This window comes from Promicromonospora sp. NPDC050249 (assembly GCF_040656015.1).
Taxonomy (GTDB): Bacteria; Actinomycetota; Actinomycetes; order Actinomycetales; family Cellulomonadaceae; genus Promicromonospora.
Genome location: NZ_JBFAKY010000021.1, coordinates 61,841 through 85,574 on the forward strand (window position 1 = coordinate 61,841; position 23,734 = coordinate 85,574).

Genomic DNA, 23,734 nt, shown 5'->3' on the forward strand with positions numbered 1-23,734 from the left:
ACACCCGACCGTTTCGGCGACCTGTGCACAGGCGGTCGTCCCCGGTCGACGGCGGTGCCCGGCCCGCGCCTAGCGTCGTGACCGATGAGACACACCGGACGGGGAGCACGAGGAATGGGCACAGCAGGACGAGCGACGAGGAGGAGTCGGTGACCGGCACGTGCGGATCGCCGTTACCCGGGTCAGGGGATCCCACGGCGGCGTTCGCGGCCGCGGTGGAGCTCCTGGTCCGGGGGAACGACCAGCTGCTGGCCGCCGCCGTCGAGGTGGACTGGGAGGCACCCGCGGCGGAGCTGTACCGGGCAGAGGTCGCCGAGGCGGCGCTCGCCGTCGCACGCGATATCTCGAGGCTGAAGGAGGCGATGAGTCGGGTCGCCGTCCTGCGTGTCGCGGGCGGGCCGGCATGACGGCATCCGTGACGGTGCCGCCGGACGGCCGGCGCCTGCCGCCGGACACCATCACGGTGTTCGGGGGCGCGGGGGTCACAGCTGTCGAGTCCGACTCGGTGCGCCGAGCAGCGGCCCGGGTGGCGGCCGCCGCCGATGACCTGCGGTCGGCCACGAGACTGTGCCTTGCCGCGAGCGAGGACGTCGTGCTGCCCGGCGTCGCCGGAGCGGCAATGTCCCGGCAGCCCGACGACGGTCTCGGCCGGCCTCTCGCCGCGCTCGCCCCCGTGGCCCGCGCGCTGGAGGAGGCTGTGCTCGATGTGGCACGAAGCCTCGTCCAGCACGCCGACCTGTGCGACCTGCTGGGCTGGCGCCTGCTGCGTGCGGCAGGGCTCTACGAGGAAGCGGAGTCGACGGCGGAGCGCGTGGTCGGTGCCCTGGTCACCGCAGGAACCTTCGGAACGGGAGCGGCACTCGGCAGCCAGGGCGTGCTGGGGCTGGCAGGAGTCGGCATCCTGGCCGCGGGCGATCTGGCGGGTCGGATGGGCGGGGGACTGGTCACCGGAGGCGCGTCCTGGGCGGTCAGCGGACGGCTCGGTTCGGCCGCCGTGCGCGACCTGGCCCCGTACTCGGACGAGGTGTTCGCCGGGCTGGGCAGCGGCGTCGGGCAGGCGCAGCCGGGGCTCGCCAACGGCTATCCCGGCATCGCGGGAGGGGCAGGTGTGCTCGCGCACGCGGCCCGGGAGCTTCCGCTGCTGGGAAACGACGACCAGGGGGTCCGGGTCACGCGGATCACCGCGGAGGACTTCGCGGACGGCTCACCCCCGGCCTGGTCTGACACCGGCGCGCGGTCCGTGCAGGAGGCAGTGGCCAGGATCGACAGCCTCTACCCGGCCACGGGCGGCGCGCCGCCGGGCACCGTCGCGGTCCAGAAGGTCACCGGGCCCGACGGCGTGGTCTCGTGGACCGTGCTGATCCCCGGCACCCAGTCGGCGCTGCCTGCGGAACATCCGTGGGACGGCCGGACCGACGTCGAGCTCGTCGCAGGCCAGGCGGACGGCGCCACCGCCGCGGTCGAGCGTGCGCTCGCCGACTCCGGCGTCGGCCCCGACGAGCCGGTGACCCTCGTGGGACACAGCCTCGGCGGGATCGCCGCGGCGGTGCTGGTGTCGCGGGCAGGCTTCACGGAGCGCTACCGGATCGGAGGGCTCGTCACAGCAGGGTCACCGACGGGCCTGCTGAGCACACCGCGGGGTATCCCGGCACTGCACCTCGAGACCCCGGAAGAGCTCGTCTCGCACACTGACGGCCGGTCCGCCTCGGAGAACCCCCGCACCCGGGACCGGGTGACGGTCGTCCGGTCGCTTCGCGACTCCGCCGACGCGGACGACCGCGCGGCGTCGGGCGACGTGGCGCGCGCCCACTCGGTCAGCACGCACGTCCGCACGCTCGACCTGGCCATCAGCCTCGGGGACCCCAGGGTGACCGAGGTGGCGGACCGGATCGGCCCGCGACTGGACGGCACGACGGTGAGCACCACGTTCTACCGCGCGGAACGGGTCGGTCAGTGACCTCTCGGTCAGTGACCTCAGTCAGTGACCTCAGTCAGTGACCTTGTTCGGCAGGACCGCCAGGAGGACCGTCTGCACCACCGAGATCACGAGCGCCGCGAGCACGAACCACCAGAAGCCGCCGGTCACCTCGAGACCCCAGTTGGGCTGGTCCGAGAACCAGGACTGGTTGGTGATGAGCGTCGTGATCCACAGCATGAACGCGTTGATCAAGAGCGACACCAGGCCGAGCGTCAGGATGTAGAGGGGCAGCGAGATGAGCTGGACTATCGGCTTCACGATCATGTGCACCAGGCCGTAGATCACCGCGATGATCACCGTGGCGAGGATCGTGCCCAGGGTGGTGTCGTTGCTGACGATGTTCATGTGGGAGCCGAGGATCAGGGCCGACAGCCCGATCGCAAGTGCGGTGATGAGGATGCGCGCCACGAGCTTCATCTGGCCATCGTGGCATGCTGACCCCCGTGGAAGAAGCATTCGTACCGCTCCGCCCGGCCGTGTCGGCACTCCCCGCCTACGTTCCCGGCGCGCGCGTCGGCGCGGGCGCACCGGCATGGAAGCTCTCGTCCAACGAGAACCCGTACGCGCCGCTGCCGTCGGTCCAGGCCGCGATCACGCGCGCAGCGGCCGAGGTGAACCGGTATCCCGACATGTATGCCGAGGAGCTCGTCGCGGCGCTCGCGGCACACAGCGGCGTGGCCGTCGAGAACGTGGTGGTCGGCAACGGGTCCGTCGCGCTGCTGTCGCACATCTTGAGTGCCGTCGTCGATCACGGGGACGAGATCGTGTTCCCGTGGCGCTCGTTCGAGGCCTACCCGATCGCGGCCGCCGTGTCCGGTGGCAAAGCCGTGACCGTGCCCCTCGAGGAGGGCACGGGCCGGCTGGACCTTCCCGCGATGGCTGCAGCCGTCACGCCGCGCACCCGAGTGGTGTTCGTCTGCTCGCCCAACAACCCGACCGGCCCCGCGGTGCACGCGGGCGAGCTGGAGACGTTCCTGGCGGCAGTACCGAAGAACGTGCTGGTCGTGCTGGACGAGGCGTACCTCGAGTTCGTGCGCGACCCCGAGGCGCCGGTCGGTCTCGACGTGTACACGCGCCACCCCAACGTGCTGCTGCTGCGCACCCTCTCCAAGGCGCACGGCCTCGCGGGGCTCCGCGTCGGCTACGCGATCGCGGAGCCGCGCCTCGCCGCCGGTATCCGTGCGGTGTCCACGCCGTTCGGCGTCTCGCACGTCGCGCAGGCCGCCGCGCTGGCTTCGCTGGAGCCGGAGGCGCAGGGCCAGCTGATGGAGCACGTCGAGGCGCTGGTCGGCGAGCGTGCTCGCGTCGTGGAGAGCCTCCGGGGTCAGGGCTGGGTGCTGCCGGAGACGCACGCGAACTTCGTGTGGTTCGACCTGGGCGAGCCGACCATGCAGCGTGCCGCCGAGGCGAAGGAGGCGGGCGTCCTGGTGCGTCCGTTCGCCGGCCACGGGATCCGGGTGAGCATCGGCGACCCGGAGGCGAACGACGCGTTCCTGACGGTCGCGTCCGCCTGGCGTTGACTCGGCCGGATGGTCGGCAAAAGGTCAGGTGATCGGTAGCTCGGACTGCCGATCACCTGACCTTTTGCCGACCACCGGAATCTTCAGCCGATCATCGCGTTTGTCAGGACGCCGTCCCGGGCGGTCCACGACGGTGCCGCGCCGACCAGCGAGTCGAGCCGCTCGAGCCGGCGGGCCGAGGCGGCGTCGGCGGGGGTCAGCACGACGATGCGCTCGCCGCGCTCGCGGTCGAGCCACAGGCTCTGGAAGACCGTGTCGAGCCTGCCGACCCGCGACGACTGGTAGCGCCGCAGCTGCGTCCGGTCGCCGCGCACCTCGTACTCGTCCCAGTACCGCACGAACTCGGGTGAGTGCTCGCGCAGGCCGGCCAGCAGGCCCGGCCATCGCGGGTCCTGCGGGAACTCGGTCTCCCGGGCGCGCAGCCGCGCGGCGAGGTCGCGCAGCACCGCCTCGGGTTCCACGAGGCAGGCGCGCCACTCCTCGTGCGTGAACAGCAGCCATGCGCAGTTCCGGTCGACGGGGTCGACCGAGTCGAGGTCGCCGAAGAAGAACCGATAGGTGCGGTTCGCCGCGACGAGGTCGTAGGCGGCGGTCTGGATCGCGGCGGGGAAGGGCAGCAGCCGCTCCAGGATCGCCACGTGCTCCGGCCGCACCTCCATGAGCGGGCTCTGGGCGTGCGGCCCGACGTCGGCGGTCCGCCCGGCCAGGAGCATGAGGTGCCGCCGTTCGTCCGACCGCAGGCGCAGCGCCCGCGCCACGGCATCGAGCACCTGGTCCGACGGGTTGGGCGCGCGCCCCTGCTCCAGCCACGTGTACCAGGTGACGCCGACCCCGGCGAGCTGCGCTACCTCCTCGCGACGCAGCCCCGGGGTGCGGCGGCGACCGGCCTGCGGCAGCCCGACGTCGGCCGGGGTCACCCGCCCGCGACGCTCGCGCAGGAAGGCGCCGAGCGCCTGGTGCTCCGGTGTCGTTCTGGTCACCGGACCAGTGTCACCCCGCCGCGCCCGCGTAACCAGGTGGTGCCGGTACCCGTATGAACAGGCTCCTGGTACCAGGATCGCGGTACCCGCATCGTCGAAGCATGACGCCATCCCTCCCCGCCGCCGTCGACCAGGGCACGCACCCGGCCACCACGGCAGGCACGCGAGCACCCGCCCCACCCGCAGCGGCCCCGCCCGCCGCCGGCCCGGCACGAGCCCTGACCGGCGCCGGCCTCGCCGTCCTCCTGCTCGGCTTCCTCCCGGTGAACTTCACGTTCGGCGCGGTGAACCTGCTGGTCCCCGCCATCACCGCCGACCTGGACACCGGGCCGTCGGGCGGCCAGCTCGTGCTGTCCGCCTACACGACGACGTTCGCGGCCGGCCTGGTCGTCTCCGGTCGGCTGGGCGACCGGTACGGCCGGCGCCGGCTCTTCACGGTCGGGCTGGTCAGCTTCGGGGTGCTGGCCGCGCTCACCGCGCTCGCGCAGGGCCTCGTCGACCTCGTGGTGCTGCGGGCCGCGCTCGGCCTGGCGGCGGGGCTGTTCACGCCGCAGGTACTGTCGACCATCCAGGCGACCGCGCCCGACGGCCTGCGCGCCCGAGGGATCATCATGTTCACCGCGGCCTCCGCGGTGGCCACGATCGCGGGCCAGGTGGTGGCGGGCGCCGTCGTCGTCGCGCTCCCGGAGGGCCTGGGCTGGCGCGCGGTCCAGCTCGTCACCGCCGCGATCGCGCTCGCGGCCCTGCTGGGCCTGCGGGCGGTGCCCGAGTCCCGGTCGGACGCGCCGCTCGCGCTCGACCTGCCCGGCGCCGCGCTCCTGGGTGGCGGGCTGATGGCGCTCGTCGTACCGCTGACGATCGGCCCGACGGCGGGCTGGCCCGCGTGGTCGCTCGGGCTGCTGGCCGCGTCCGCGGGGATGTTCGCGGTGTTCGTGGTGACCCAGCTGCGGGCCGAGCACCGCGGCCTGCTGCCCGTGGTGCCACCGAGCGTGCTGCGCGTCCCGGTGGTCCGCATCGGCCTTGTCATGACGATGCTCTTCTTCGTCACCTATGGCGCGTTCCTCTACGAGATCTCGGAGTACTCGCAGACCGTGTGGGGCACCGACGGGTGGGGCACCGCCGTGCTCCTGCTCGGTTTCGGCGGGGCCTTCGTCGTCACCGCGCTGGTGCTGCCCCGGATCCTGCGGCGAGTCGGGCCACGGATCATGGTTTACGCCGCGACGGTGCAGGCTGTGGTGCTGCTCGGCATCGCCCTGGTGATCGGGGTCGACGGCGGGCAGAATGCCCCGCTGGCGCTGCAGCCGCTGCTCGTCGCACTGGGCGCCGTGCAGGCGATGATGTTCGGACCCGCGCTGCAGACGGTGCTGTCCCGGACGCCGACCTGGGCGGCGGGCGTCGCCGGCGGCCTGCTCACCACGCTGCAGCAGCTCGGCCTGGGGCTGGGCGTCGCACTGCTCGGCGGGCTTTTCCACGCGGTGGCCGACGCCGCGAGCGGACCCACCGGCGGGACGGCCGCAGCGGACGCCACCGGCTCGGGGTCGGGTCTCGCGGTCGGCCTGGTGGCCGCCCTCGTGGCCCAGGCGGCCTGCGCCGTCGTGTTCGCGCTGCTGGCCCACCGCGTCGCCCGGCACAGCGCCGCGCGCTGACGGAGTCCACGACCGAGACGCAGACGCCGCGCGGAGGCCGCCGAGGTCCGTGCGCCGAGACTCCGTCGCGGGCCTTGGTGGGTTCCGACAAACGGTCACCCGAGAGATTGGGCGACATCGCGGCAGACCTACCTACGGATCCGTAGCCTACGCTTGCGTAGGCTACGACAGCGTAGGTTGCGGATCGGCTAAATTTCCGGCCGGACCCGTGCCAGGATGGAAAGGTCCCCGGGACGGGCCGGGCGTCTCCGCAACAGCGGGCGCTCGCGTCCGCAGTTGAAGGAGGAAGCGTGACTACGACCAACGGCTCCAACGAGGCGATCCCGACGTTGCAGCTACTCGATCCCCAAGGGAACCGCGTCACGACGCGCGGGTCCAAGGGGTATCGCGACCGCGCTGCGGCCCTGACCACGGAAGACCTTCGTGGCATGTACCGCGACATGGTCCTGACTCGTCGGTTCGACGACGAGGCGACCTCGCTCCAGCGACAGGGTGAGCTGGCCCTGTTCGCGCCCGCTCGTGGCCAGGAGGCCGCGCAGGTCGGCAGCGCCTACGCGCTGCGGCCGCAGGACTACGTGTTCCCGTCCTACCGGGAGCACGGTGTGCTGCACGTCCGCGGCCTGGACCCTGTCGACCGGCTGCGGTTCTTCCGTGGTTCCGACCACGGTGGCTGGAACCCGACCGAGCACAACACCAGCGTCTACACGATCGTGATCGGCGCGCACACCCTGCACGCCACCGGCTACGCCATGGGCGTCCAGCGGGACAACACCCCGCTCGACAAGCACGACGGCACCGCCGTGATCACCTACTTCGGTGACGGCGCCACCTCGCAGGGCGACGTCAACGAGGCCATGGTCTACGCGGCGGTGAACGACGCGCCGGTGGTGTTCTTCCTGCAGAACAACCAGTGGGCCATCTCCGAGCCGACCACCCGGCAGACCAAGACCCCGCTGTACAAGCGGGGCGAGGCGTTCGGCCTGCCCAGCCTGCGGGTCGACGGCAACGACGTGCTCGCGGTGTACGCCGCCACCCAGGAAGCGCTCGAGCGCGCCCGGACGGGCCAGGGCCCGAGCTTCATCGAGGCGTTCACGTACCGCATGGGCGCCCACACGACGTCGGACGACCCGACCCGGTACCGCACCTCCGAGCAGGAGGAGCTGTGGCGGGGCCGCGACCCGATCGACCGGCTGGGCGCGCTGCTGCGTGCCGAGGGTTCGCTCGACGACGACTTCGAGGCCGAGATCAAGGCACAGGGCGACGAGCTGGGCGCAAAGCTGCGCACCGGCGTCCGCGCCCTCGACGGCGGCCCGGCCGTCTCGAGCATGTTCGACGACGTGTACGCCACACCCCACGGCACCGTCGCCGCCGAACGTGCCTGGTACGAGGCCTACGACGCCGGCGACCCGCCGGCCCCGCAGTACGCGACAGCGGACTCAGCGCAGGGAGGCGCACGATGACAACCATGGCGGAACGCACGCACACCACGTCCGGCGCCCCGGAACCGGCGTCGGGCATCCAGACGCTCTCGTTCAGCAAGGCGATCAACGAGGGCCTGCGTGCCGCGATGCGGCACGACGACAAGGTCATGCTCATGGGCGAGGACATCGGCCCGCTCGGTGGCGTCTTCCGGGTGACCGACGGGCTCCAGGCCGAGTTCGGCGAGCAGCGGGTGGTGGACACGCCGCTGGCGGAGTCCGGCATCGTCGGCACCGCCATCGGCCTGGCCATGCGCGGCTACCGGCCGGTCTGCGAGATCCAGTTCGACGGGTTCGTCTTCCCGGCGTTCAACCAGATCACCACGCAGCTCTCGAAGATCCACAACCGCACGCGGGGCGCGGTGCAGATGCCCGTCGTCATCCGTATCCCGTACGGCGGTGGCATCGGCGGCGTCGAGCACCACGGCGAGAGCCCGGAGTCGCTGTTCGCGCACACCGCGGGCCTGCGCGTGGTCTCGCCGAGCACCCCGCAGGACGCGTACACGATGATCCAGGAGGCCATCGCCTCCCCGGACCCGGTGCTGTACTTCGAGCCCAAGAGCCGTTACTGGGGCAAGGGCGCGGTCGACCTGGGCGCTCCCGTCGGCACGGACACGCTGAACTCGGCACGCGTCGTCCGCCAGGGCACCGACGTCACGTTCGTCGCCTACGGCCCGTCCGTCGCGACGGCGCTCAAGGCCGCCGACGCGCTCGCCGAGGAGGGCCGCTCCGCCGAGGTGCTCGACCTGCGCGCCATCTCGCCGCTCGACACGGCGGCGATCGTGGCGAGCGTCCGCAAGACCGGACGCTGCGTGGTGATCCACGAGGCGCCGGTGTTCTTCGGCGCGGGTGCCGAGATCGCGGCCCGGGTCACCGAGGAGTGCTTCTACGCTCTCGAGGCGCCCGTGCTCCGCGTGGGCGGCTTCCACACCCCGTACCCGGTGGCCAAGCACGAGCACGAGTACCTGCCGAGCGTGGATCGTGTGCTCGATGCCGTCGACCGCGCCTTCGCGCACTGACCGTGAGCGAGAGATGAACCAGCCACGGATGAGCTGTTTGGATGAGCTGAGAGTGAGCCCAGAGTGAGCTTGAAGACCCAGAGGTTCCCGCTCCCCGACGTCGGCGAAGGACTCACCGAGGCCGAGATCGTCGAGTGGCAGGTCGCCGTCGGCGACACCGTCGAGGTGAACCAGACGATCGTGGAGATCGAGACGGCGAAGTCGCTCGTCGACCTGCCGTCGCCGTGGACGGGGACGGTGTCCGCCCTGCTCGTCGAGGCGGGCACCACCGTAGACGTCGGCACCCCGATCATCGAGATCACCGTGCCCGACACCGGAGACTCAGTCGGGTCGGCCCCGTCCGGTTCGGCGGCCGGCTCCGACGGCGCCCCTGCAGCCGGGGGCGCGCAGGACGAGAGCTCCGGATCGGTGCTCGTCGGCTACGGCACGGTAGAGGCGAAGGCCAGCGGACGTCGTCGCAGGCACCAGGCGGGCGCGCCCGCCCCTGCACCGGTCGCGCCGGCACCCGTAGCGGTGGCCGAGACACGCGCAGCCGCACCGGCGGCGGCCCCCGTGGCCGTCGCTCCGGCACGGGCGGCGGCTCCGGCGTCGGACACCGGCACCACCACCGCCGCGAGGGCGCGGGTGCTGGCGAAGCCGCCGGTCCGCAAGCTCGCCAAGGACCTGGGGGTGGACCTGGCGGGCGTGCACGCGTCAGGTCCTGGCGGCATCGTGACGCGTGAGGACGTGGTCGCCCACGCCGAGCGCTCGTCGGTGCGGACCCTCACCCACTACCCGGACGACGAGCCGTGGCTCGCCTCCGGCGTGGTCTCACCGGACGGGCGTCAGACGCGTGTCCCGGTGCGGTCGGTGCGCAAGCGCACCGCCGAGGCGATGGTCGCCAGCGCCTTCACGGCTCCGCACGTGACGGTGCTGCACTCCATCGACGTCACGAAGACCATGAAGCTCGTCGCGAACCTCAGGGAGGACCGTGACTTCGCGGACGTCAAGGTGACGCCGCTGCTCGTCGCGGCCAAGGCGATCCTGCTCGCCGTGAAGCGGCATCCGCAGATCAACGCCTCCTGGGACGACGCAGCGCAGGAGATCGTCTACAAGCACTACGTGAACCTGGGCATCGCCGCGGCGACGCCCCGCGGGCTCGTGGTGCCGAACATCAAGGACGCGCACACGCTCGACCTGCTCGGCCTCGCGAAGGCGCTCGCCGGGCTGACGGCGACCGCACGAGCCGGACGTACGTCGGTCACGGACATGTCCGACGGCACCATCACGATCACGAACCTGGGTGTCTTCGGCATCGACACGGGCACGCCCATCCTCAATCCGGGGGAGGCGGGGATCCTCGCCTTCGGCGCGATCCGCAAGCAGCCCTGGGTGCACAAGGGCAAGGTGAAGCCGCGGTGGGTCACGCAGCTGAGCTTCAGCTTCGATCACAGGCTGGCCGACGGCGAGCTGGGCGCGCGGTTCATCAAGGACGTCGCCCGCGTGCTCGAGGAGCCGGCGCACGGCCTCGTCTGGGGCTGAGCTGAGCTGAGCTGAGCCGAGCTGAGCCGAGCTGAGCCGAGCTGAGCCGAGAACGAGTCAGACCCCCAGGTCGGGTGACCTGGGGGTCTGACTCGTAGTACGACCGGGGCAGTGCGCTCGTCCGGATCCGTCTGGGAGATCCTCGGTGCGGAGAGCGCACTGCTCCGGTATCTCACGGCGAATGGACTCGATCGCCGTGCCTCAGGAAAAGTCTCTGGTCACGTGGCGGTCACGCCACGCGCATCCCTCCGATCGACCGAGGCCGGCCGCGACGACGCTTGCGGCTGCGCACGGTGCCGTCGACGACGATCTCGCCGCCCCAGACACCCCACGGCTCGCGGCGCGCGAGCGCGCCCGCGAGGCACTGCGCCTTCAGCGGGCAGACAGCGCACGCGCGCTTCGCCTCCTCAAGGTCCGCGGGATGTTCCGCGAACCAGAGCTCGGGCTGTTCCGAGCACGGCACGGAGTCGTCGGTCTCGGTGATGATGTTCGCGAGGTCCACACTGGTCACAACGCAGAGGAGGGCTAAAGGGTTGGGTTTGGTGCACAAATCCGCCGAACTTTTCCTGAACTCGGTCGAATTGCCCGGTTTTCGGGGTCATGGCGCGGTCAACCGGACATCCGCGGACGGTCCGAACCGCTACGGACCGCGCCTAGGCTGGTCTGCGTGACGCCGACCGACGCCCGGAACAGGACCAGCAGACCTGCTCGGACGAGCACAGCGAGCGGCCCGACGAGTCCCTCGTGGCTCGTCACCGCCCTCCCCGCCGCGGGCCTCGTGGCGCTCGCCGCGCTCTTCGCAGCGGGCACGTTCTCGGGCGCCTTCACCGCGTTCGCGAACTTCACCGACCCGGGCGCCCTCGTGCGCTGGGGCGCTCCCGTCGCGACGGTGATCACCGAGCTGGCCGTGGCACTGACCGTCGGTGCCCTCGCGCTGGCGGCCTTCGTGCTGCCGCGCGGACCGCTGGTCGATCGGGCCCTCGGCGTCGCAGGCGTCGCCGCAGGGGTCTGGACGCTCGCGGCGCTGGTGCAGCTGGTGCTGCGGTTCTCGTGGTCCTGGTACCTGCCGCTGGATGCGGAGGGGTTCGGCCCCGCGCTGATCGAGTACGTGACGACCATCTCCGTGGGCCGCACATATCTGGGGATAGTCATCGTCGCCGCGCTGACGGCGGCCGTCGCGCTGCTGGTCCGTGGCCCGGTGGGCGCGCTGGGCACCATCGCGCTGCCGCTGCTCGCTCTCGGCATGCAGTCCTCTACGGGCCACGCCGCCGGGGCCGCCAGCCACGACGTCGCCATCTCGGCGCTGTTCCTGCACCTCGGGGGTGCCGCTCTCTGGATCGGCGGGCTCGCGGCCATCGCCTTCGTCGGCCTCCGGCATGCCGCCACCGCCGACGTGATCCGGCGCTACTCGGAGATCGCGTTCTGGTGCTTCGCCGCCGTGGCGGTCTCCGGCATCGTCAGCGCCTGGCTCCGGATCGGCTCGCTCGACGGGCTGAGCACCGACTACGGGGTCCTGATCGTCGTCAAGGCCGCGCTGCTGCTCGTCCTGGGCGGCCTGGGGTACCTGCACCGCAGTACCGTCGTCGCCCGGCTCTCCGCCGCGACCACCACCAGGAACGCGGCGATCGGCCTGTTCTGGCGGCTCGCCGCCGTGGAGGTCGGGGTGATGGGCGCCGTGTCCGGCGTGGCGGTCGCCCTCGGCTCCACCGCGCCGCCCGTGCCCGACGACGAGATCGCCGACCCGACCCCGGCCGAGCTCGTCACCGGCCACCCGCTGCCGCCCGAGCCCACCGTGTTGCGCTGGCTCACCGAGTTCCAGTGGGACGTCATCGTCGCGTTCGCGTGTGCGGCCGCCGTCCTCGTGTACGTGCGCTGGACGCTGCGGCTGCGGCGCCGGGGGGATGCCTGGCCCGTCGGTCGCACGGTCTCCTGGTGCCTCGGCATCCTTGTCCTGTTCTGGGCCACCAACGGCGGCGCTGCCGCCTACGGCCACGTCCTGTTCAGCGGGCACATGGTGCAGCACATGGTCCTGGCGATGGTGGTGCCGCTGTTCCTGGTGCTGGCCGCGCCCGTCACCCTGCTCCTCCGCGCGGTCCCCGCCCGCAAGGACGATTCCCGCGGGCCCCGCGAGTGGGTGCTGGTGCTCGTGCACTCCGCCTTCGGCCGGTTCGCGGCGAACCCGGTGGTGGCCGCGGTCCTGTTCGCGGGCGGGATGGTCGCCTTCTACTTCACGCCCCTGTTCGAGCTGTCGCTGACCACCTACGCCGGTCACCTGTGGATGATCGCCCACTTCACGCTCGTCGGGTATCTCTTCGCGAACGCCCTGGTCGGCGTCGACCCCGGGCCGGCCCGCCCCGGATACCCCCTGCGGCTCGTGCTCCTGTTCGCCACCATGGCGTTCCACGCCTTCTTCGGCGTCACGCTCACCTCCGGCACCGCCCTGCTCGTGCCCGACTGGTTCGGGCTCATGGGCCGCCCCTGGGGACTCAGCGCGATCGAGGACCAGCAGAAGGGTGGCGCCGTCGCCTGGGGTATCGGTGAGCTGCCGACCCTGCTGCTCGCGGTGGGTGTAGCGATCTCCTGGGCCCGGTCCGACGCGCGTGAGGCCAAGCGGAACGACCGCAAGGCGGAACGCGACGGCGACGCCGAGCTGGATGCGTACAACGAGATGCTGGCCCAGAAAGCCAGACAGGCGACCCAGGAGCGCGACTCCTGACCTCCTGGACGCGGGCGGATCGCCGCCGTGCCAAGACGGGCGCGGAGCCGGAAAATCGCGCCCACAACCAGAGGCGTGCGTGATAGACGTGTCCGGTGAGCGAATCCCCGCAGACCCCGTTCCACGACCTCGACCACTACGTAGCGATCCCACGCCTCGCCGGCCTCACGGCCAGCCCGGACGGCACCCGCGTCGTCGCGGCCGTCCAGACGCTCGACGGCGAGCGCACCGGCTACCGCACGGCCCTCTGGGAGCTCGACCCGGCGGGTGAGGCGCCGGCCAGGCGGCTCACCCGTTCCACGAAGGGCGAGTCGTCCGCCGTCTTCACCCGTTCGGGCGATCTCCTCTTCACCTCGGCCAGGCCCGACCCGGACGGGGCCCCGGCCGGCTCGGCCACCGAGCCGACGTCGGCCCTCTGGCTCCTGCCCGCCCACGGCGGCGAGGCCCGCGTCATCGCGACCCCGCCCGGTGGCGTCTCGGGGGCGCTCGCCGCGCGCGACACCGACACGGTGAGCATCGCCACGAGCCTCCTGCCCTCCGCGAAGGGGCTGACCCAGGACGCCGAGCTCCGCAAGGCCCGCAAGGACCAGAAGGTCTCCGCGATCCTGCACACGGGCTACCCCGTGCGGTTCTGGGACCACGACCTCGGACCCGACCAGGTGCGGCGTTTCGCCGGCGACCTCACGACGCTCACGGACGAGCCGGCGTCGCCGCTGCCGGACGCGCCCGGGACCACCGGCGCCAAGGACGAGGCCGCTGAGGAGGAGAACCCGTCGTCGGGCAAGCACCTCGACCTGCGTGACGTCACGGGCCCCGGCCGTCACCTCGAGGAGCACTCGGCGGACCTGTCGGCCGACGGCACCACGCTCGTCACCACCTGGAGCGTGCCCGACGCCGGCGCCGCGACCCGCAGCACGCTCGTCGTCGTCGACACGGTGACCGGCGACCGCCGGGTGCTCGTCGACGACCCGGACGCCGATGCGGGCGGCCCGAGCATCTCGCCCGACGGCGCCTGGGTCGCCTACGTGACCGAGTCCATCTCGTCCCCGACCGAGGCCCCCGTGGTCCGCCTGGCCCTGGTGCCCACCGACGGCTCCGCCGAGCCGGTGGTCCTCGCCGACGACTGGGACCGCTGGCCCGGCCGGCCCACCTGGCTCCCGGACGGCAGTGGCCTCCTGGTCCAGGCCGACGACGACGGCCGCGGGCCGGTCTTCGTCCTCACGTTCTCGACGGCGCTCCCGGGGAGCGACGTCACCGTCGAGAAGCTGACCGCCGACGACGCGGTCTTCTCCGACCTCTCCGTCACGTCCGACGGCGCCACGCTGTTCGCACTGCGCGCCTCTTACGCGGCCCCGGCCGAGCCCGTGCGGATCGACCTGGCGGGCTTCCTCGCCTCGGGCGCACCGGGGGAGCGGACGCCGGTCGCCGCCACGCTGCTGCGCTCGCCCGTGGCGGCTCCCGCGCTGCCGGGCCGCCTCACCGAGATCGAGACCACCGCGGAGGACGGTTCCCGGGTGCGCGCCTGGCTGGCCCTGCCTGCCGACGCCGGGCCCGAGGCCAAGGCGCCGCTGCTGCTCTGGATCCACGGCGGCCCGCTGGGCTCCTGGAACGCGTGGAGCTGGCGCTGGAACCCGTGGCTGCTGGTCGCCCAGGGGTACGCGGTGCTGCTGCCCGACCCGGCGCTGTCCACCGGGTACGGCCAGGAGTTCATCCAGCGCGGGTGGGGCGCCTGGGGAGGGGCTCCCTTCACGGACCTCATGGCCATCACCGACGCCGCCGAGGGGCTGCCGGAGATCGACGAGACGCGTACGGCGGCCATGGGCGGCTCGTTCGGCGGCTACATGGCCAACTGGGTGGCCGGGCACACCGACCGCTTCAAGGCGGTGGTGACGCACGCGAGCCTGTGGGCGCTGGACCAGTTCGGCCCCACCACGGACGCCGGCTACTACTGGGCCCGTGAGATGACGCCGGAGATGGCGCTGGAGAACAGCCCGCACCTGGCAGTCGGGGAGATCCGCACCCCGATGCTGGTCATCCACGGCGACAAGGACTACCGCGTCCCGATCGGCGAGGGTCTGCGCCTGTGGTTCGAGCTGCTGACGAAGTCGGGTCTGCCCGCCTCCGACGACGGCGAGACCGAGCACCGCTTCCTGTACTTCCCGGACGAGAACCACTGGGTGCTCACGCCGCAGAACGCCAAGGTCTGGTACCAGGTGGTCTCGGCCTTCCTGGCCGAGCAGGTCCTGGGCGAGCCGCAGGACCTCCCGACCACCCTGGGCTGACCCGAGCACAGGCATGCCGAGGTAGAGCGTCTGTCCGGCCGTGCATCCTCGGGCCACCGAGGTAGAGCGTGCGTCCGGACAGACGCTCTACCTCGGCATGCCGGTGGTTCAGCCCGCTCGGACCGCGCCGACGACGCGCACGCGCACGGCGACGTCGTTGATCTCCTCCGGGACCTTGTCCACGAGGCGGGGGTCCGTCACGTTGACCTGCAGGACCCAGCTTCCGCCGGATCCGGTCACCTGCTCGACCGAGACCTCCTCGGCCAGCACCTCGACCGATGATCTACCGGACGTGCCGGACTTCGCATGCTTCTGTGCGGGGTACTCACGCGGGGGCTGCCCGAGGGACGTCGTGAACTCAGGGGCGACGCCAACTCCGATCACACCGTCGAACCCGGTCACTTTTTGCCGTAATGCGGCTTTTGCGGACCGAGCCTCGTCGAGTGTTGCCATCCCGATCACCTCCTGGTCATCCATTGTGTCCCCCGTGTCTACCCCCTCGCTCGCCGTTCCCCGCCGGTCGAGCCACCCTTCAGGAGGTCCGCAGCGCCTTCGCAGGTCAGCGGGTTCGCGCCGCTCGACGCGCCGCGCGGACACGCCGGCGTCCCCGGCCGGCAGGACCGACACGCCCGGCAGGGGAAACGCTGGTGCGCATACCGAACGCCCTCGAACGGGGTCCAGATCATGCGAAGGGGCCCGGCGGCTCCCGGGCCAGCTCGACCCCCAGGATCTCGAGCACCTGGTCGATCGGGTTGGCATAGGTGAGCCCCTTGCCGCTGGGCCCGCCGGACTCCGACCCCGCGAACAGGAGACCCAGCGCCACGCCGTCCTCCCGGTACACGAGGGCCCCCGAGTCGCCGCCCCGTGAGAACGGTTGGTCGTCGAGGCCCTCGATCTCGATCTGGTCGTCGAAGCTGAGCGCGCCGAGATCCTCGTAGCCCACTATGACGTCGTCCAGCTCGATGGCGGTGACCCGCCCGCGCGTGACCGACGTCGTGCGGCCCACCTTGCCGACGATCTCGCCACCGAGGGCACGCGCTGTCTTGACCACGCGTCCTACGGGGTAGTCGAAGTCGACAGGGACCCGGTCGAGGCGCGCGATGGCGGCGTCCGTGTAGGCAGGCTCCAGCGCGTCCAGGTCCACGACCTGGGTCAGCTCGCCGATCCGGTCGCCCGGTGCCAGCCCGCCGTCCGCGGGTCCGGGCTGCAGGACGACGTCGCCGGGCCTGGCCTCGGGGGAACCGGCAAGCACGTGGTAGTTCGAGAGCGCGTACAGCTGACCGTCCCCGAGGTCGTCCCCGGCGCGGTCACCGCCGCCCGGCATCGCACGCGTCACGAACGCGCCGAGCGTCCCGGCCGTCACACCCACGTGGCCGATCGAGATGCCCGGCCGCAGCGGACGGCGCCGGTCCGTGTCGCCGTCGGCCTGCGACGTCGGCGCGGGCGGGCGCGGACCCAGCTCGCTCACGGGGCGGATGCGCCCGGTCCGCCGGACGTCGGCCTCGGGGCCGATCTCCGCAGAGACCTTGCGCACTATCGAGCGGGCCCGGGGAATCCCCAGGCGGTAGCGGACGGCGATCCCGAAGCCGCCCCCCGCCTGGGGCACGAGGCCCAGGGCGAGCGTGGGAGCGCGTACGACGTCGGCAGCCTCCGACTCCGTCTGCGCGCCAAGGGACCGCGGTGTTGCCACTACTCCATGCTTCTCGGCGAGCTCTCGGGCGAAGGCTGCGAGCTGCTCCTTCATCTTCCTGGCCTGGTCGCGGTCCATGCCCTGATCCTCTCCTCACCCACCAACACACACGGCCCCCACGGGGGCGACACGCCGGTCTGCCCCAGAAAGTCATCCGATAGGCGGATATCGCCCCGCCAGGTTTGCGCGGTACGTTCCTCTGCTACCACCCAACCACGGCTGGGTGAAAGCCAGGAAGACCTGGGATGTCACAAAACATCCTCGGAAAGCCTCCTGAATCGTTGGCGGTGCCCGCTCTGGACGCCGGCAGACACGGAACGGCGAGAATGATCGGGACGATGGACGAGACGCGGAGCGTGCGGGTGACCCGCGCCGACGTGCGGCAGGCCCTCATGTGGGCCCTCGAGCGGGACCGCGCCGCTCTGCTCGCGCACCGGGCGGCAGTGCACTCCAGCAAGAGCGATCTCACGCGCCGGCGAGCCGACAAGACACTCGTCGAGCAGTGGCGTGCCCGCAGGCCGGACACCGGGCAGGACAGCCCACCCCGAGAGTGACAATGGGCCCGTGCGTACAGGAGTCCAGAATCTTCCCAGGGTCCGCGCGTCCGAGCTCGTCGGGCGCGGCTGGCTGAACACCGGCGGCAAGAAGCTGTCGCTGGCAGACTTTCGAGGCCGTGTCCTGATCCTCGACTTCTGGACCTTCTGCTGTATCAACTGCCTGCACGTCCTCGACGAGCTGCGCGAGGTCGAGGAACAGCACCGCGACGAGCTCGTCATCGTGGGCGTCCACTCGCCCAAGTTCGAGCACGAGGCGGACCCCGAGGCGCTCGCGGCCGCCGTCGAGCGGTACGAGGTGCGACACCCGGTCCTGGACGACCCGGAGCTGGTCACCTGGGGCGCGTACACCGCGCGGGCCTGGCCCACGCTCGTGGTCATCGACCCCGAGGGCTACATCGTGGCGCAGATGGCGGGCGAGGGGCACGGCTCCGCGATCGCCGCCCTCGTGACCGACCTCATCGCCGAGCACTCGGCCAAGGGCACGCTGCACCGCGGTGCGGGGCCGTACGTGCCGCCCGCTCCGGCGTCGGGCACGCTGCGCTTCCCCGCGAAGGCTCTGACGCTGTCCAACGGGAACCTCCTGGTCGCGGACGCCGGGCACCACTCGCTGGCCGAGCTCGCGCCCGACGGCGAGACGCTCGTGCGGCGCATCGGGTCCGGCGAGCGCGGTCTGGTCGACGGCGGTCCCGGCGAGGCGCGGTTCTCGGAGCCGAACGGGCTCTGCCTGGTGCCGGAGGACCTCACGGCGAGCCTCGGCTACGACGTGGTGGTCGCCGACACCGTCAACCACGCGCTGCGCGGCGTGCGCCTCGCGGACGGTGCCGTCTTCACGGTCGCGGGCACCGGCCGCCAGTTCATGGTCGGCGGCCAGGAGAACGTGCTGCGCTCCGGCCAGATCGACGAGAACCCGCCAGTACCAGGCGTCCGGCTCGTCCCGGACGTGGACGGTCCGGCCATGCCGTTCGACACCAGCGAGGACTGTCCCGCGCGCATCGTGAACCTCTCCTCGCCGTGGGACGTCGAGTGGTCGCCCGACCTCGGCGCCTTCATCGTCGCCATGGCCGGCACCCACACGCTCTGGGCGTTCGACCCCGTCGCGCGTGAGGGGCACGGGAGCGTGCGCCTGCTCGCCGGGACCATGAACGAAGGGCTCGAGGACGGGCCGGGCGCCGGTGCGTGGTTCGCGCAGCCCTCCGGCCTCGCGCGAGCCACGGACGGGTCAGTCTGGCTCGCGGACTCGGAGACGTCGGCACTGCGCCGGATCACCCCCGGGAGCGACGGCGGCGCGGAGATCCGGACCGTCGTCGGCCAGGGCCTCTTCGACTTCGGGCACCGCGACGGTGCCGCCGACCAGGCGCTGCTGCAGCACCCGCTCGGCGTGGCCACGCTGCCTGACGGCTCCGTCGTCGTCGCCGACACGTACAACGGCGCGCTGCGCCGGTACGACCCCGCCACCGCCGAGGTGACCACCCTGGCCAAGGACCTGGCGGAGCCGTCGGACGTGCTCGTCGACGTGGCAGACGGAGCGGTGCACCTGGTCGTCGTCGAGTCGGCGGCCCACCGGCTCACGCGGATCGCGCTCCCGGCGAGCCTGGCGGGCGAGGTGCTCGACGGCGGTGCGCACCGGATGGCCCGGCCCGCGACCGACGTCGGCGCCGGACCGCTCCGGCTCGACGTGCCGTTCGCGCCCGCGCCGGGCCAGAAGCTCGACGACCGGTGGGGCCCGTCGACGTCGCTCCAGGTCAGCGCCACGCCGCCGGAGCTGCTGCTGTCGGGGGCCGGCAACGGCACCGACCTGTTCCGCGACCTGGTGATCAACCCCGAGGTGGCCGAGGGCGTGCTGCACGTGACGGCCAAGGCGGCGTCGTGCGACGAGGTGCCTCTTCTGCCGAACGGCGAGCCCGACCCCGACGTGTTCCCGGCCTGCCACCTGGCGCAGCAGGACTGGGGCGTCCCGGTCCGCGTGGTGCCGGACGGCGACGCCGGGCTCACGCTCCCGCTCCGCGGCTGAGCTGGAGCTGGGTCAGACGGCCAGCACCCCGGGCAGCTCGGTCAGCGAGTCGATGACCGTCGCGCGCGCGGCCTCCGGCCGGAGCGCGTGGAGGTGGCCCCACGGGCCGCGGCGCAGCAGGATCGGCCGCATCCCGGCGTCGGCGGCGGGCAGGACGTCGTTGTCGAGCCGGTCGCCCACGTAGGCGATCTCCTCGGGCGCGACCCCGGACAGCTCGGCGACCCGGGCGAAGAACCCGGGCTCCGGCTTCTGCACTCCCCATTCGTCGGAGGTCCGGATCGCGCTCGCCGGCAGGTCCATCGCCTCCAGCGCGGCGCGCGCCTCGGGCGGCTGGTTCCCCGCGATGACGACGTCGAAGCCCGCCTCGCGCAGCGCGGTCAGGGCCGGCCGGACGTCGGGGTAGAGGTCGTCGGCATCGAACCCGTTGCGCAGGCCGTCCGGGTCCTCCAGGGCCCAGCGGGCGATCTCGGCCTCGAGGTCCAGACCGGGCCGCAGCATCTCGAACGCGTCCTGGTGCGGCAGGTCGAGCGCGGCACAGCCGCCGAGCACGCCGAGGAACGTGAGCGGGGGGACGCCGAGCCGCGCGGCCCAGCCGAGCCAGATCCGGGACTCGTCGATGAGCGTCTCGCCGACGTCGAACACCACTGTGCGCACCATGCGCCCGACCTTAGGACGCAACCCGAGCGACCCCAACACGCTGCACGGGACACGCCGATGGTCCCGTGCAGCGTGTTGGGGTCGCTCGGCCGGCTACGGGAGACGGAACAGCGGGTCACCGGCCTGCACCCGGGCGCCCGGCCGGACCAGCTCCTCGAGGCCCTTCGGCCCGAGGTCCAGGGCGACGACCGGCACCAGGGGCGAGCGGCCGCCGTCGGACACCTCGGCGGGGGGCCAGGCGATCAGCTGCTGCCCGGCCGCGACCGTGTCGCCCTCCGCGACGAGCAGGTCGAAGCCAGCACCCTTGAGCTGGACCGTGTCTATGCCGAGGTGCACCAGCACGCCCCGGCCACCGACCTGCCTGGCGGGCGCGGCCGGCCCTGCCGGCTCCGCCGGTTCGGCGGACGGCACGAGCAGCACGAACGCGTGCGGGTGCAGCTTGACCACCACCCCGGCACACGGTGCGACCACGCGCCCTCCGAGCTCGGGGTCGGGATTGATGGCGAGTCCTGGGCCGACGATGCTCTCTGCGAAGACCGGATCGGGCACGTCGCGCATCGCGACCACCCGTCCGGCGACGGGGGATCCGACGATCAGGGCCTCGGCCATGGTTTCATCTTGCCAGACCGCGGACTTCCACGAGAGCAGCCCTTTGCCTGTCCTGGCGGTCCTGCCGGTGCGGCCTGCGCTTCCGCCCGGCACGTCCGTCCCGCCGGCTCCCCCAGGTGCGGTCTCCTCCCGGAGAACCGAGCCTCGCCCGGCGGGGCGCTCGCGTGTAACGTTCCGAGCGCACGCGACGACGAGCCTTGGGGAGCGTACGGATGACGAGCGAGAGGCTCACGGGGGTTCCGGCGAGCCCGGGGCGCGCAGCAGGTCCGGTGGTCCGGATGCCGGCCCGCGTGCCCGAGCCGAGGACGACCCGCCTGTCGGGCTCCGCCGACGAAGCCGTTCGTGCCGTCGAGGAGGCCGCCGCCCGCGTGGAGGCCGACCTCGCGGAGCGAGCGAGCCGCGCGTCGGGCACCGCGGCCGACGTGCTCGCGGTCACCGCCGCCATGGCCGCCGACCCGACGCTCGCCGCCGGTGCGGCCCGGCGGGTCCGGGAGGACCGGCTCACCCCGGAGCGTGCGGTGTGGGACGCGGCCGGCTCGGTGGCCAACCAGCTCGAGGCCCTCGGCCCGCCCATGTCGGAGCGCGCCCGCGACGTGCGGGACGTCCGCGACCGCATCGTCGCGGCGCTCACGGGGGCGGCCCCGCCAGGGGTGCCCGACCCGGGGCACCCGTTCGTGCTGGTCGCGAGCGACCTCGCCCCGGCCGACACCGCGATGCTGGACCCGGCGGTGGTCACGGCGGTCGTCACAGCACGCGGCGGCCCCACCTCGCACATGGCGATCCTGGCCCGTGCCCTCGGCATCCCGGCGGTCGTGGCTCTGCCCGGAGCGGGCGACCTCACCGACGGCGAGGAGATAGTCGTCGACGGCACGGTCGGCGTCGTCCTGCGCGCCCCGTCCCCCGCGGAGGTGGAGGGCGCCCGACGCCGCATCACCGCCGCGACCTTCGACGGCAGGGGTGTCACGCGCGACGGGTCGGAGGTGGAGCTCGTGGCGAACGTCGCGGACCCCGCGGCGGCCCAGGCGGCCGCTGCGGCCGGTGCGTGCGGCGTCGGCCTGTTCCGCACGGAGTTCTGCTTCCTCGGGCGAGGCGAGGAGCCCAGCGTCGAGGAGCAGGTGACCGCCTACCGGGCGGTCCTCTCCCACTTCCCGGGCCGCCGGGTCGTCGTCCGTACGCTCGACGCCGGCGCCGACAAGCCGCTCCGGTTCCTCACCCCGGACCACGAGGACAACCCGGCGCTCGGGGTGCGCGGGCTGCGCACCGCCGTCGCGCACCCGGACGTGCTGGACCGCCAGCTCGACGCGATAGCGCAGGCCGCCGCCGCCGAGACCGCCGAGGTCTGGGTCATGGCGCCGATGGTCGCGACGGTCGACGAGGCGCGCGACTTCGCGGCCGCCTGCTCGGCACACGGGCTGGAGCAGTCGGGCGTGATGATCGAGACGCCTGCCGCCGCGCTCCAGGCACGCCACGTCCTGGCCGAGGTGTCGTTCGCGAGCCTTGGCACCAACGACCTCACGCAGTACACGATGGCGGCGGACCGCGACCTGGCCGGCGTCGCCGCGCTGTCGACGCCCTGGCAGCCCGCCGTCCTGCAGCTCGTCCGAGTGGCGTGTGAAGGCGGCGCGATGCATGGTGCTCCCGTGGGCGTGTGCGGCGAGGCGGCGGCAGATCCGCTGCTCGCTCCCGTCCTGGTGGGGTTGGGCGTAACGTCACTGTCCATGACCCCCCGCGCGCTGGCCGACGTCGCAGGCACCCTGGCAGGCGTGTCCCGGGACGAGTGCGTCGAGCTGGCACGGACGGTGCTCGAGTGCTCGACGGCGCAGGCGGCACGCGACGTCGTCCAGGAACGTCTGCTCACTTGAACCCGCACTTCAACCCGCACTTCAACCGATCTGAACCCCCTGGTCACATCCCACTCACGTAGGCGCTTTAAGGTGGCCCGCATGCCCGAACCGATTCGGACCGAACCGCACGAGCCCGCTGCACCTGACGTGCAGGTCACGCTCTCGACGGCATCGGTCTTCCCTCGCCGTGTGCCGCTGGCCTTCGAGTCGGCGGCCGAGCTCGGCTATGACGGCGTCGAGGTCATGGTCTGGTCCGAGGAGGTGACCCAGAACCCCCGGTCCCTCGCGAAGCTGGCTGCCGACACGGGCATGCCCGTGCGCTCGGTGCACGCGCCGACGCTGCTGGTGAGCCAGCGCGTCTGGGGCCGGTCCCCGGTGGCCAAGCTCGAACGGACCGCGGAGATGGCTCTCGAGCTCGGTGCCGGGACCGTCGTGGTGCACCCGCCGTTCCGCTGGCAGTACAAGTACGCCAGGCAGTTCCAGGAGCAGGTGCGGGCGTTGAGCGAGACGACGGGGGTCACGATCGCCGTCGAGAACATGTACCCGTGGCGCGGCGGCAAGCGCGAGTTCCAGGCGTACCTGCCGGGCTGGGACCCGGCCGAGCACGACTACGACGCCGTCACCCTCGACCTGTCGCACGCGAGCGTGGCGCAGCAGGACGCGCTGACGCTGCTCCACACGTTCGGCGACCGCCTGCGGCACGTGCACCTGGCGGACGGCAACTTCGGCGCCCGGGACGAGCACCTGGTGCCCGGCCGCGGCAGCATGCAGGCGGAGAAGGTGCTCCAGGAGCTGGTCGCGCGGCGCTGGAGCGGCGACGTCTGCGTGGAGATCTCCACGCGCGCTGCGCGCACGGCCGCCGAGCGGCACGACGACCTGGCCGCGTCGCTGGAGTTCGCACGCGCCTACCTGTCGCCGACGCCGCACGAGTTCCAGACTCCGCCCGGCGTGCACCACCGTCCCCACGACGCCTGGTGACGAGTTATGTGATCCTGCTCTCGAAAGGGTTCGATTCTGCGCCTCGACGTGGCTAGACTGGCCCCCGTCGAGAACGTACGGCGCGGCGATCCGCCGCTGGGACCAAGGAGGTGGCGCGCATGACACGTAGCGAGCCTCCGAGTAGTCCGAACCGCAGCTGAGCTGACGGTTCCCCTCCCGCCTTTCCGCGGGTCATCGCGCACCGGTGCGCTCCGCCCCTCTCGGGCGTGAGGTCCACCGGTCGTTCG

20 protein-coding genes are annotated in these 23,734 nt (G+C 72.5%); 13 read left to right on the forward strand and 7 right to left on the reverse strand.

Translation table 11 applies throughout. From position 1 onward, the window contains the following. Positions 1 to 149 precede the first annotated feature (149 nt). A complete protein-coding gene (locus AB0I32_RS17750; RefSeq protein WP_357508315.1) occupies positions 150 to 407 on the forward strand; it encodes a hypothetical protein in 258 nt (85 codons plus the stop codon). Next, a complete protein-coding gene (locus AB0I32_RS17755; protein ID WP_357508317.1) occupies positions 404 to 1,957 on the forward strand; it encodes a hypothetical protein in 1,554 nt (517 codons plus the stop codon). Before AB0I32_RS17750 ends, AB0I32_RS17755 begins: the two co-directional genes overlap by 4 nt. Positions 1,958 to 1,987: 30 nt before the next feature. Here the strand turns inward: AB0I32_RS17755 and AB0I32_RS17760 are convergent, their stop codons facing one another. After that, entirely contained in the window at positions 1,988 to 2,395 is a 408-nt protein-coding gene (locus tag AB0I32_RS17760; protein ID WP_357508318.1) for a phage holin family protein, read from the reverse strand. Positions 2,396 to 2,409: 14 nt separating this feature from the next. On the opposite strand from AB0I32_RS17760, the gene hisC reads away from it, so the two are divergent. Further along, the gene (gene hisC, locus AB0I32_RS17765) at positions 2,410 to 3,498 is read left to right on the forward strand and encodes a histidinol-phosphate transaminase (RefSeq protein WP_357508320.1); all 1,089 of its coding nucleotides are present in this window, start codon (positions 2,410 to 2,412) and stop codon (positions 3,496 to 3,498) included. An 83-nt stretch (positions 3,499 to 3,581) separates the two neighbouring features. On the opposite strand, the gene AB0I32_RS17770 is transcribed toward hisC, so the two are convergent. Continuing rightward, positions 3,582 to 4,478 carry a helix-turn-helix transcriptional regulator gene (locus AB0I32_RS17770; RefSeq protein ID WP_357508322.1) on the reverse strand — a complete coding sequence of 299 codons (897 nt, stop codon included), beginning with the start codon at positions 4,476 to 4,478 and terminating at the stop codon, positions 3,582 to 3,584. Positions 4,479 to 4,579: 101 nt separating this feature from the next. On the opposite strand from AB0I32_RS17770, the gene AB0I32_RS17775 reads away from it, so the two are divergent. From AB0I32_RS17775 to AB0I32_RS17790, 4 genes are all read left to right on the forward strand, one after another. Further along, a complete protein-coding gene (locus AB0I32_RS17775; protein ID WP_357508324.1) occupies positions 4,580 to 6,124 on the forward strand; it encodes an MFS transporter in 1,545 nt (514 codons plus the stop codon). Positions 6,125 to 6,414: 290 nt separating this feature from the next. After that, positions 6,415 to 7,584 carry a pyruvate dehydrogenase (acetyl-transferring) E1 component subunit alpha gene (pdhA, locus tag AB0I32_RS17780; RefSeq protein ID WP_357508326.1) on the forward strand — a complete coding sequence of 390 codons (1,170 nt, stop codon included), beginning with the start codon at positions 6,415 to 6,417 and terminating at the stop codon, positions 7,582 to 7,584. Positions 7,585 to 7,589: 5 nt separating this feature from the next. Continuing rightward, the gene (locus tag AB0I32_RS17785; RefSeq protein WP_357508328.1) at positions 7,590 to 8,621 is read left to right on the forward strand and encodes an alpha-ketoacid dehydrogenase subunit beta; all 1,032 of its coding nucleotides are present in this window, start codon (positions 7,590 to 7,592) and stop codon (positions 8,619 to 8,621) included. A gap of 69 nt (positions 8,622 to 8,690) precedes the next feature. Further along, positions 8,691 to 10,142, forward strand: coding sequence for a dihydrolipoamide acetyltransferase family protein (locus AB0I32_RS17790; RefSeq protein WP_357508397.1), 1,452 nt, complete (start codon positions 8,691 to 8,693; stop codon positions 10,140 to 10,142). Between the two features lie 229 nt (positions 10,143 to 10,371). Here the strand turns inward: AB0I32_RS17790 and AB0I32_RS17795 are convergent, their stop codons facing one another. Further along, a complete protein-coding gene (locus AB0I32_RS17795) occupies positions 10,372 to 10,644 on the reverse strand; it encodes a WhiB family transcriptional regulator (RefSeq protein WP_129787518.1) in 273 nt (90 codons plus the stop codon). 165 nt (positions 10,645 to 10,809) lie between these two features. On the opposite strand from AB0I32_RS17795, the gene AB0I32_RS17800 reads away from it, so the two are divergent. Both AB0I32_RS17800 and AB0I32_RS17805 read left to right on the forward strand, forming a co-directional pair. After that, on the forward strand, positions 10,810 to 12,858 hold the full coding sequence (locus AB0I32_RS17800; protein WP_357508330.1) for a cytochrome c oxidase assembly protein: 2,049 nt from the start codon (positions 10,810 to 10,812) through the stop codon (positions 12,856 to 12,858). A gap of 95 nt (positions 12,859 to 12,953) precedes the next feature. Then, a complete protein-coding gene (locus AB0I32_RS17805; RefSeq protein WP_357508332.1) occupies positions 12,954 to 15,140 on the forward strand; it encodes a prolyl oligopeptidase family serine peptidase in 2,187 nt (728 codons plus the stop codon). Positions 15,141 to 15,248: 108 nt separating this feature from the next. On the opposite strand, the gene AB0I32_RS17810 is transcribed toward AB0I32_RS17805, so the two are convergent. Further along, a complete protein-coding gene (locus tag AB0I32_RS17810) occupies positions 15,249 to 15,524 on the reverse strand; it encodes a hypothetical protein (RefSeq protein ID WP_357508334.1) in 276 nt (91 codons plus the stop codon). A gap of 298 nt (positions 15,525 to 15,822) precedes the next feature. After that, entirely contained in the window at positions 15,823 to 16,908 is a 1,086-nt protein-coding gene (locus AB0I32_RS17815; RefSeq protein WP_357508336.1) for a hypothetical protein, read from the reverse strand. 260 nt (positions 16,909 to 17,168) lie between these two features. Between AB0I32_RS17815 and AB0I32_RS17820 the strand changes: the two genes are divergently transcribed. Then, a complete protein-coding gene (locus AB0I32_RS17820) occupies positions 17,169 to 17,384 on the forward strand; it encodes a hypothetical protein (protein ID WP_357508338.1) in 216 nt (71 codons plus the stop codon). Positions 17,385 to 17,394: 10 nt separating this feature from the next. Next, positions 17,395 to 19,398: an NHL domain-containing thioredoxin family protein gene (locus AB0I32_RS17825; RefSeq protein ID WP_357508340.1), complete on the forward strand. Its 2,004-nt coding sequence runs from the start codon at positions 17,395 to 17,397 to the stop codon at positions 19,396 to 19,398. Between the two features lie 12 nt (positions 19,399 to 19,410). On the opposite strand, the gene AB0I32_RS17830 is transcribed toward AB0I32_RS17825, so the two are convergent. After that, the gene (locus AB0I32_RS17830) at positions 19,411 to 20,055 is read right to left on the reverse strand and encodes an HAD family hydrolase (RefSeq protein ID WP_357508342.1); all 645 of its coding nucleotides are present in this window, start codon (positions 20,053 to 20,055) and stop codon (positions 19,411 to 19,413) included. 93 nt (positions 20,056 to 20,148) lie between these two features. Further along, positions 20,149 to 20,664: a PTS glucose transporter subunit IIA gene (locus AB0I32_RS17835; protein ID WP_357508344.1), complete on the reverse strand. Its 516-nt coding sequence runs from the start codon at positions 20,662 to 20,664 to the stop codon at positions 20,149 to 20,151. 212 nt (positions 20,665 to 20,876) lie between these two features. Here AB0I32_RS17835 and ptsP point away from each other — a divergent pair, with 212 nt between their 5' ends. After that, positions 20,877 to 22,526: a phosphoenolpyruvate--protein phosphotransferase gene (ptsP, locus tag AB0I32_RS17840; protein ID WP_357508346.1), complete on the forward strand. Its 1,650-nt coding sequence runs from the start codon at positions 20,877 to 20,879 to the stop codon at positions 22,524 to 22,526. An 81-nt stretch (positions 22,527 to 22,607) separates the two neighbouring features. After that, a complete protein-coding gene (locus AB0I32_RS17845; protein WP_357508348.1) occupies positions 22,608 to 23,486 on the forward strand; it encodes a sugar phosphate isomerase/epimerase in 879 nt (292 codons plus the stop codon). Positions 23,487 to 23,734 lie beyond the last annotated feature (248 nt).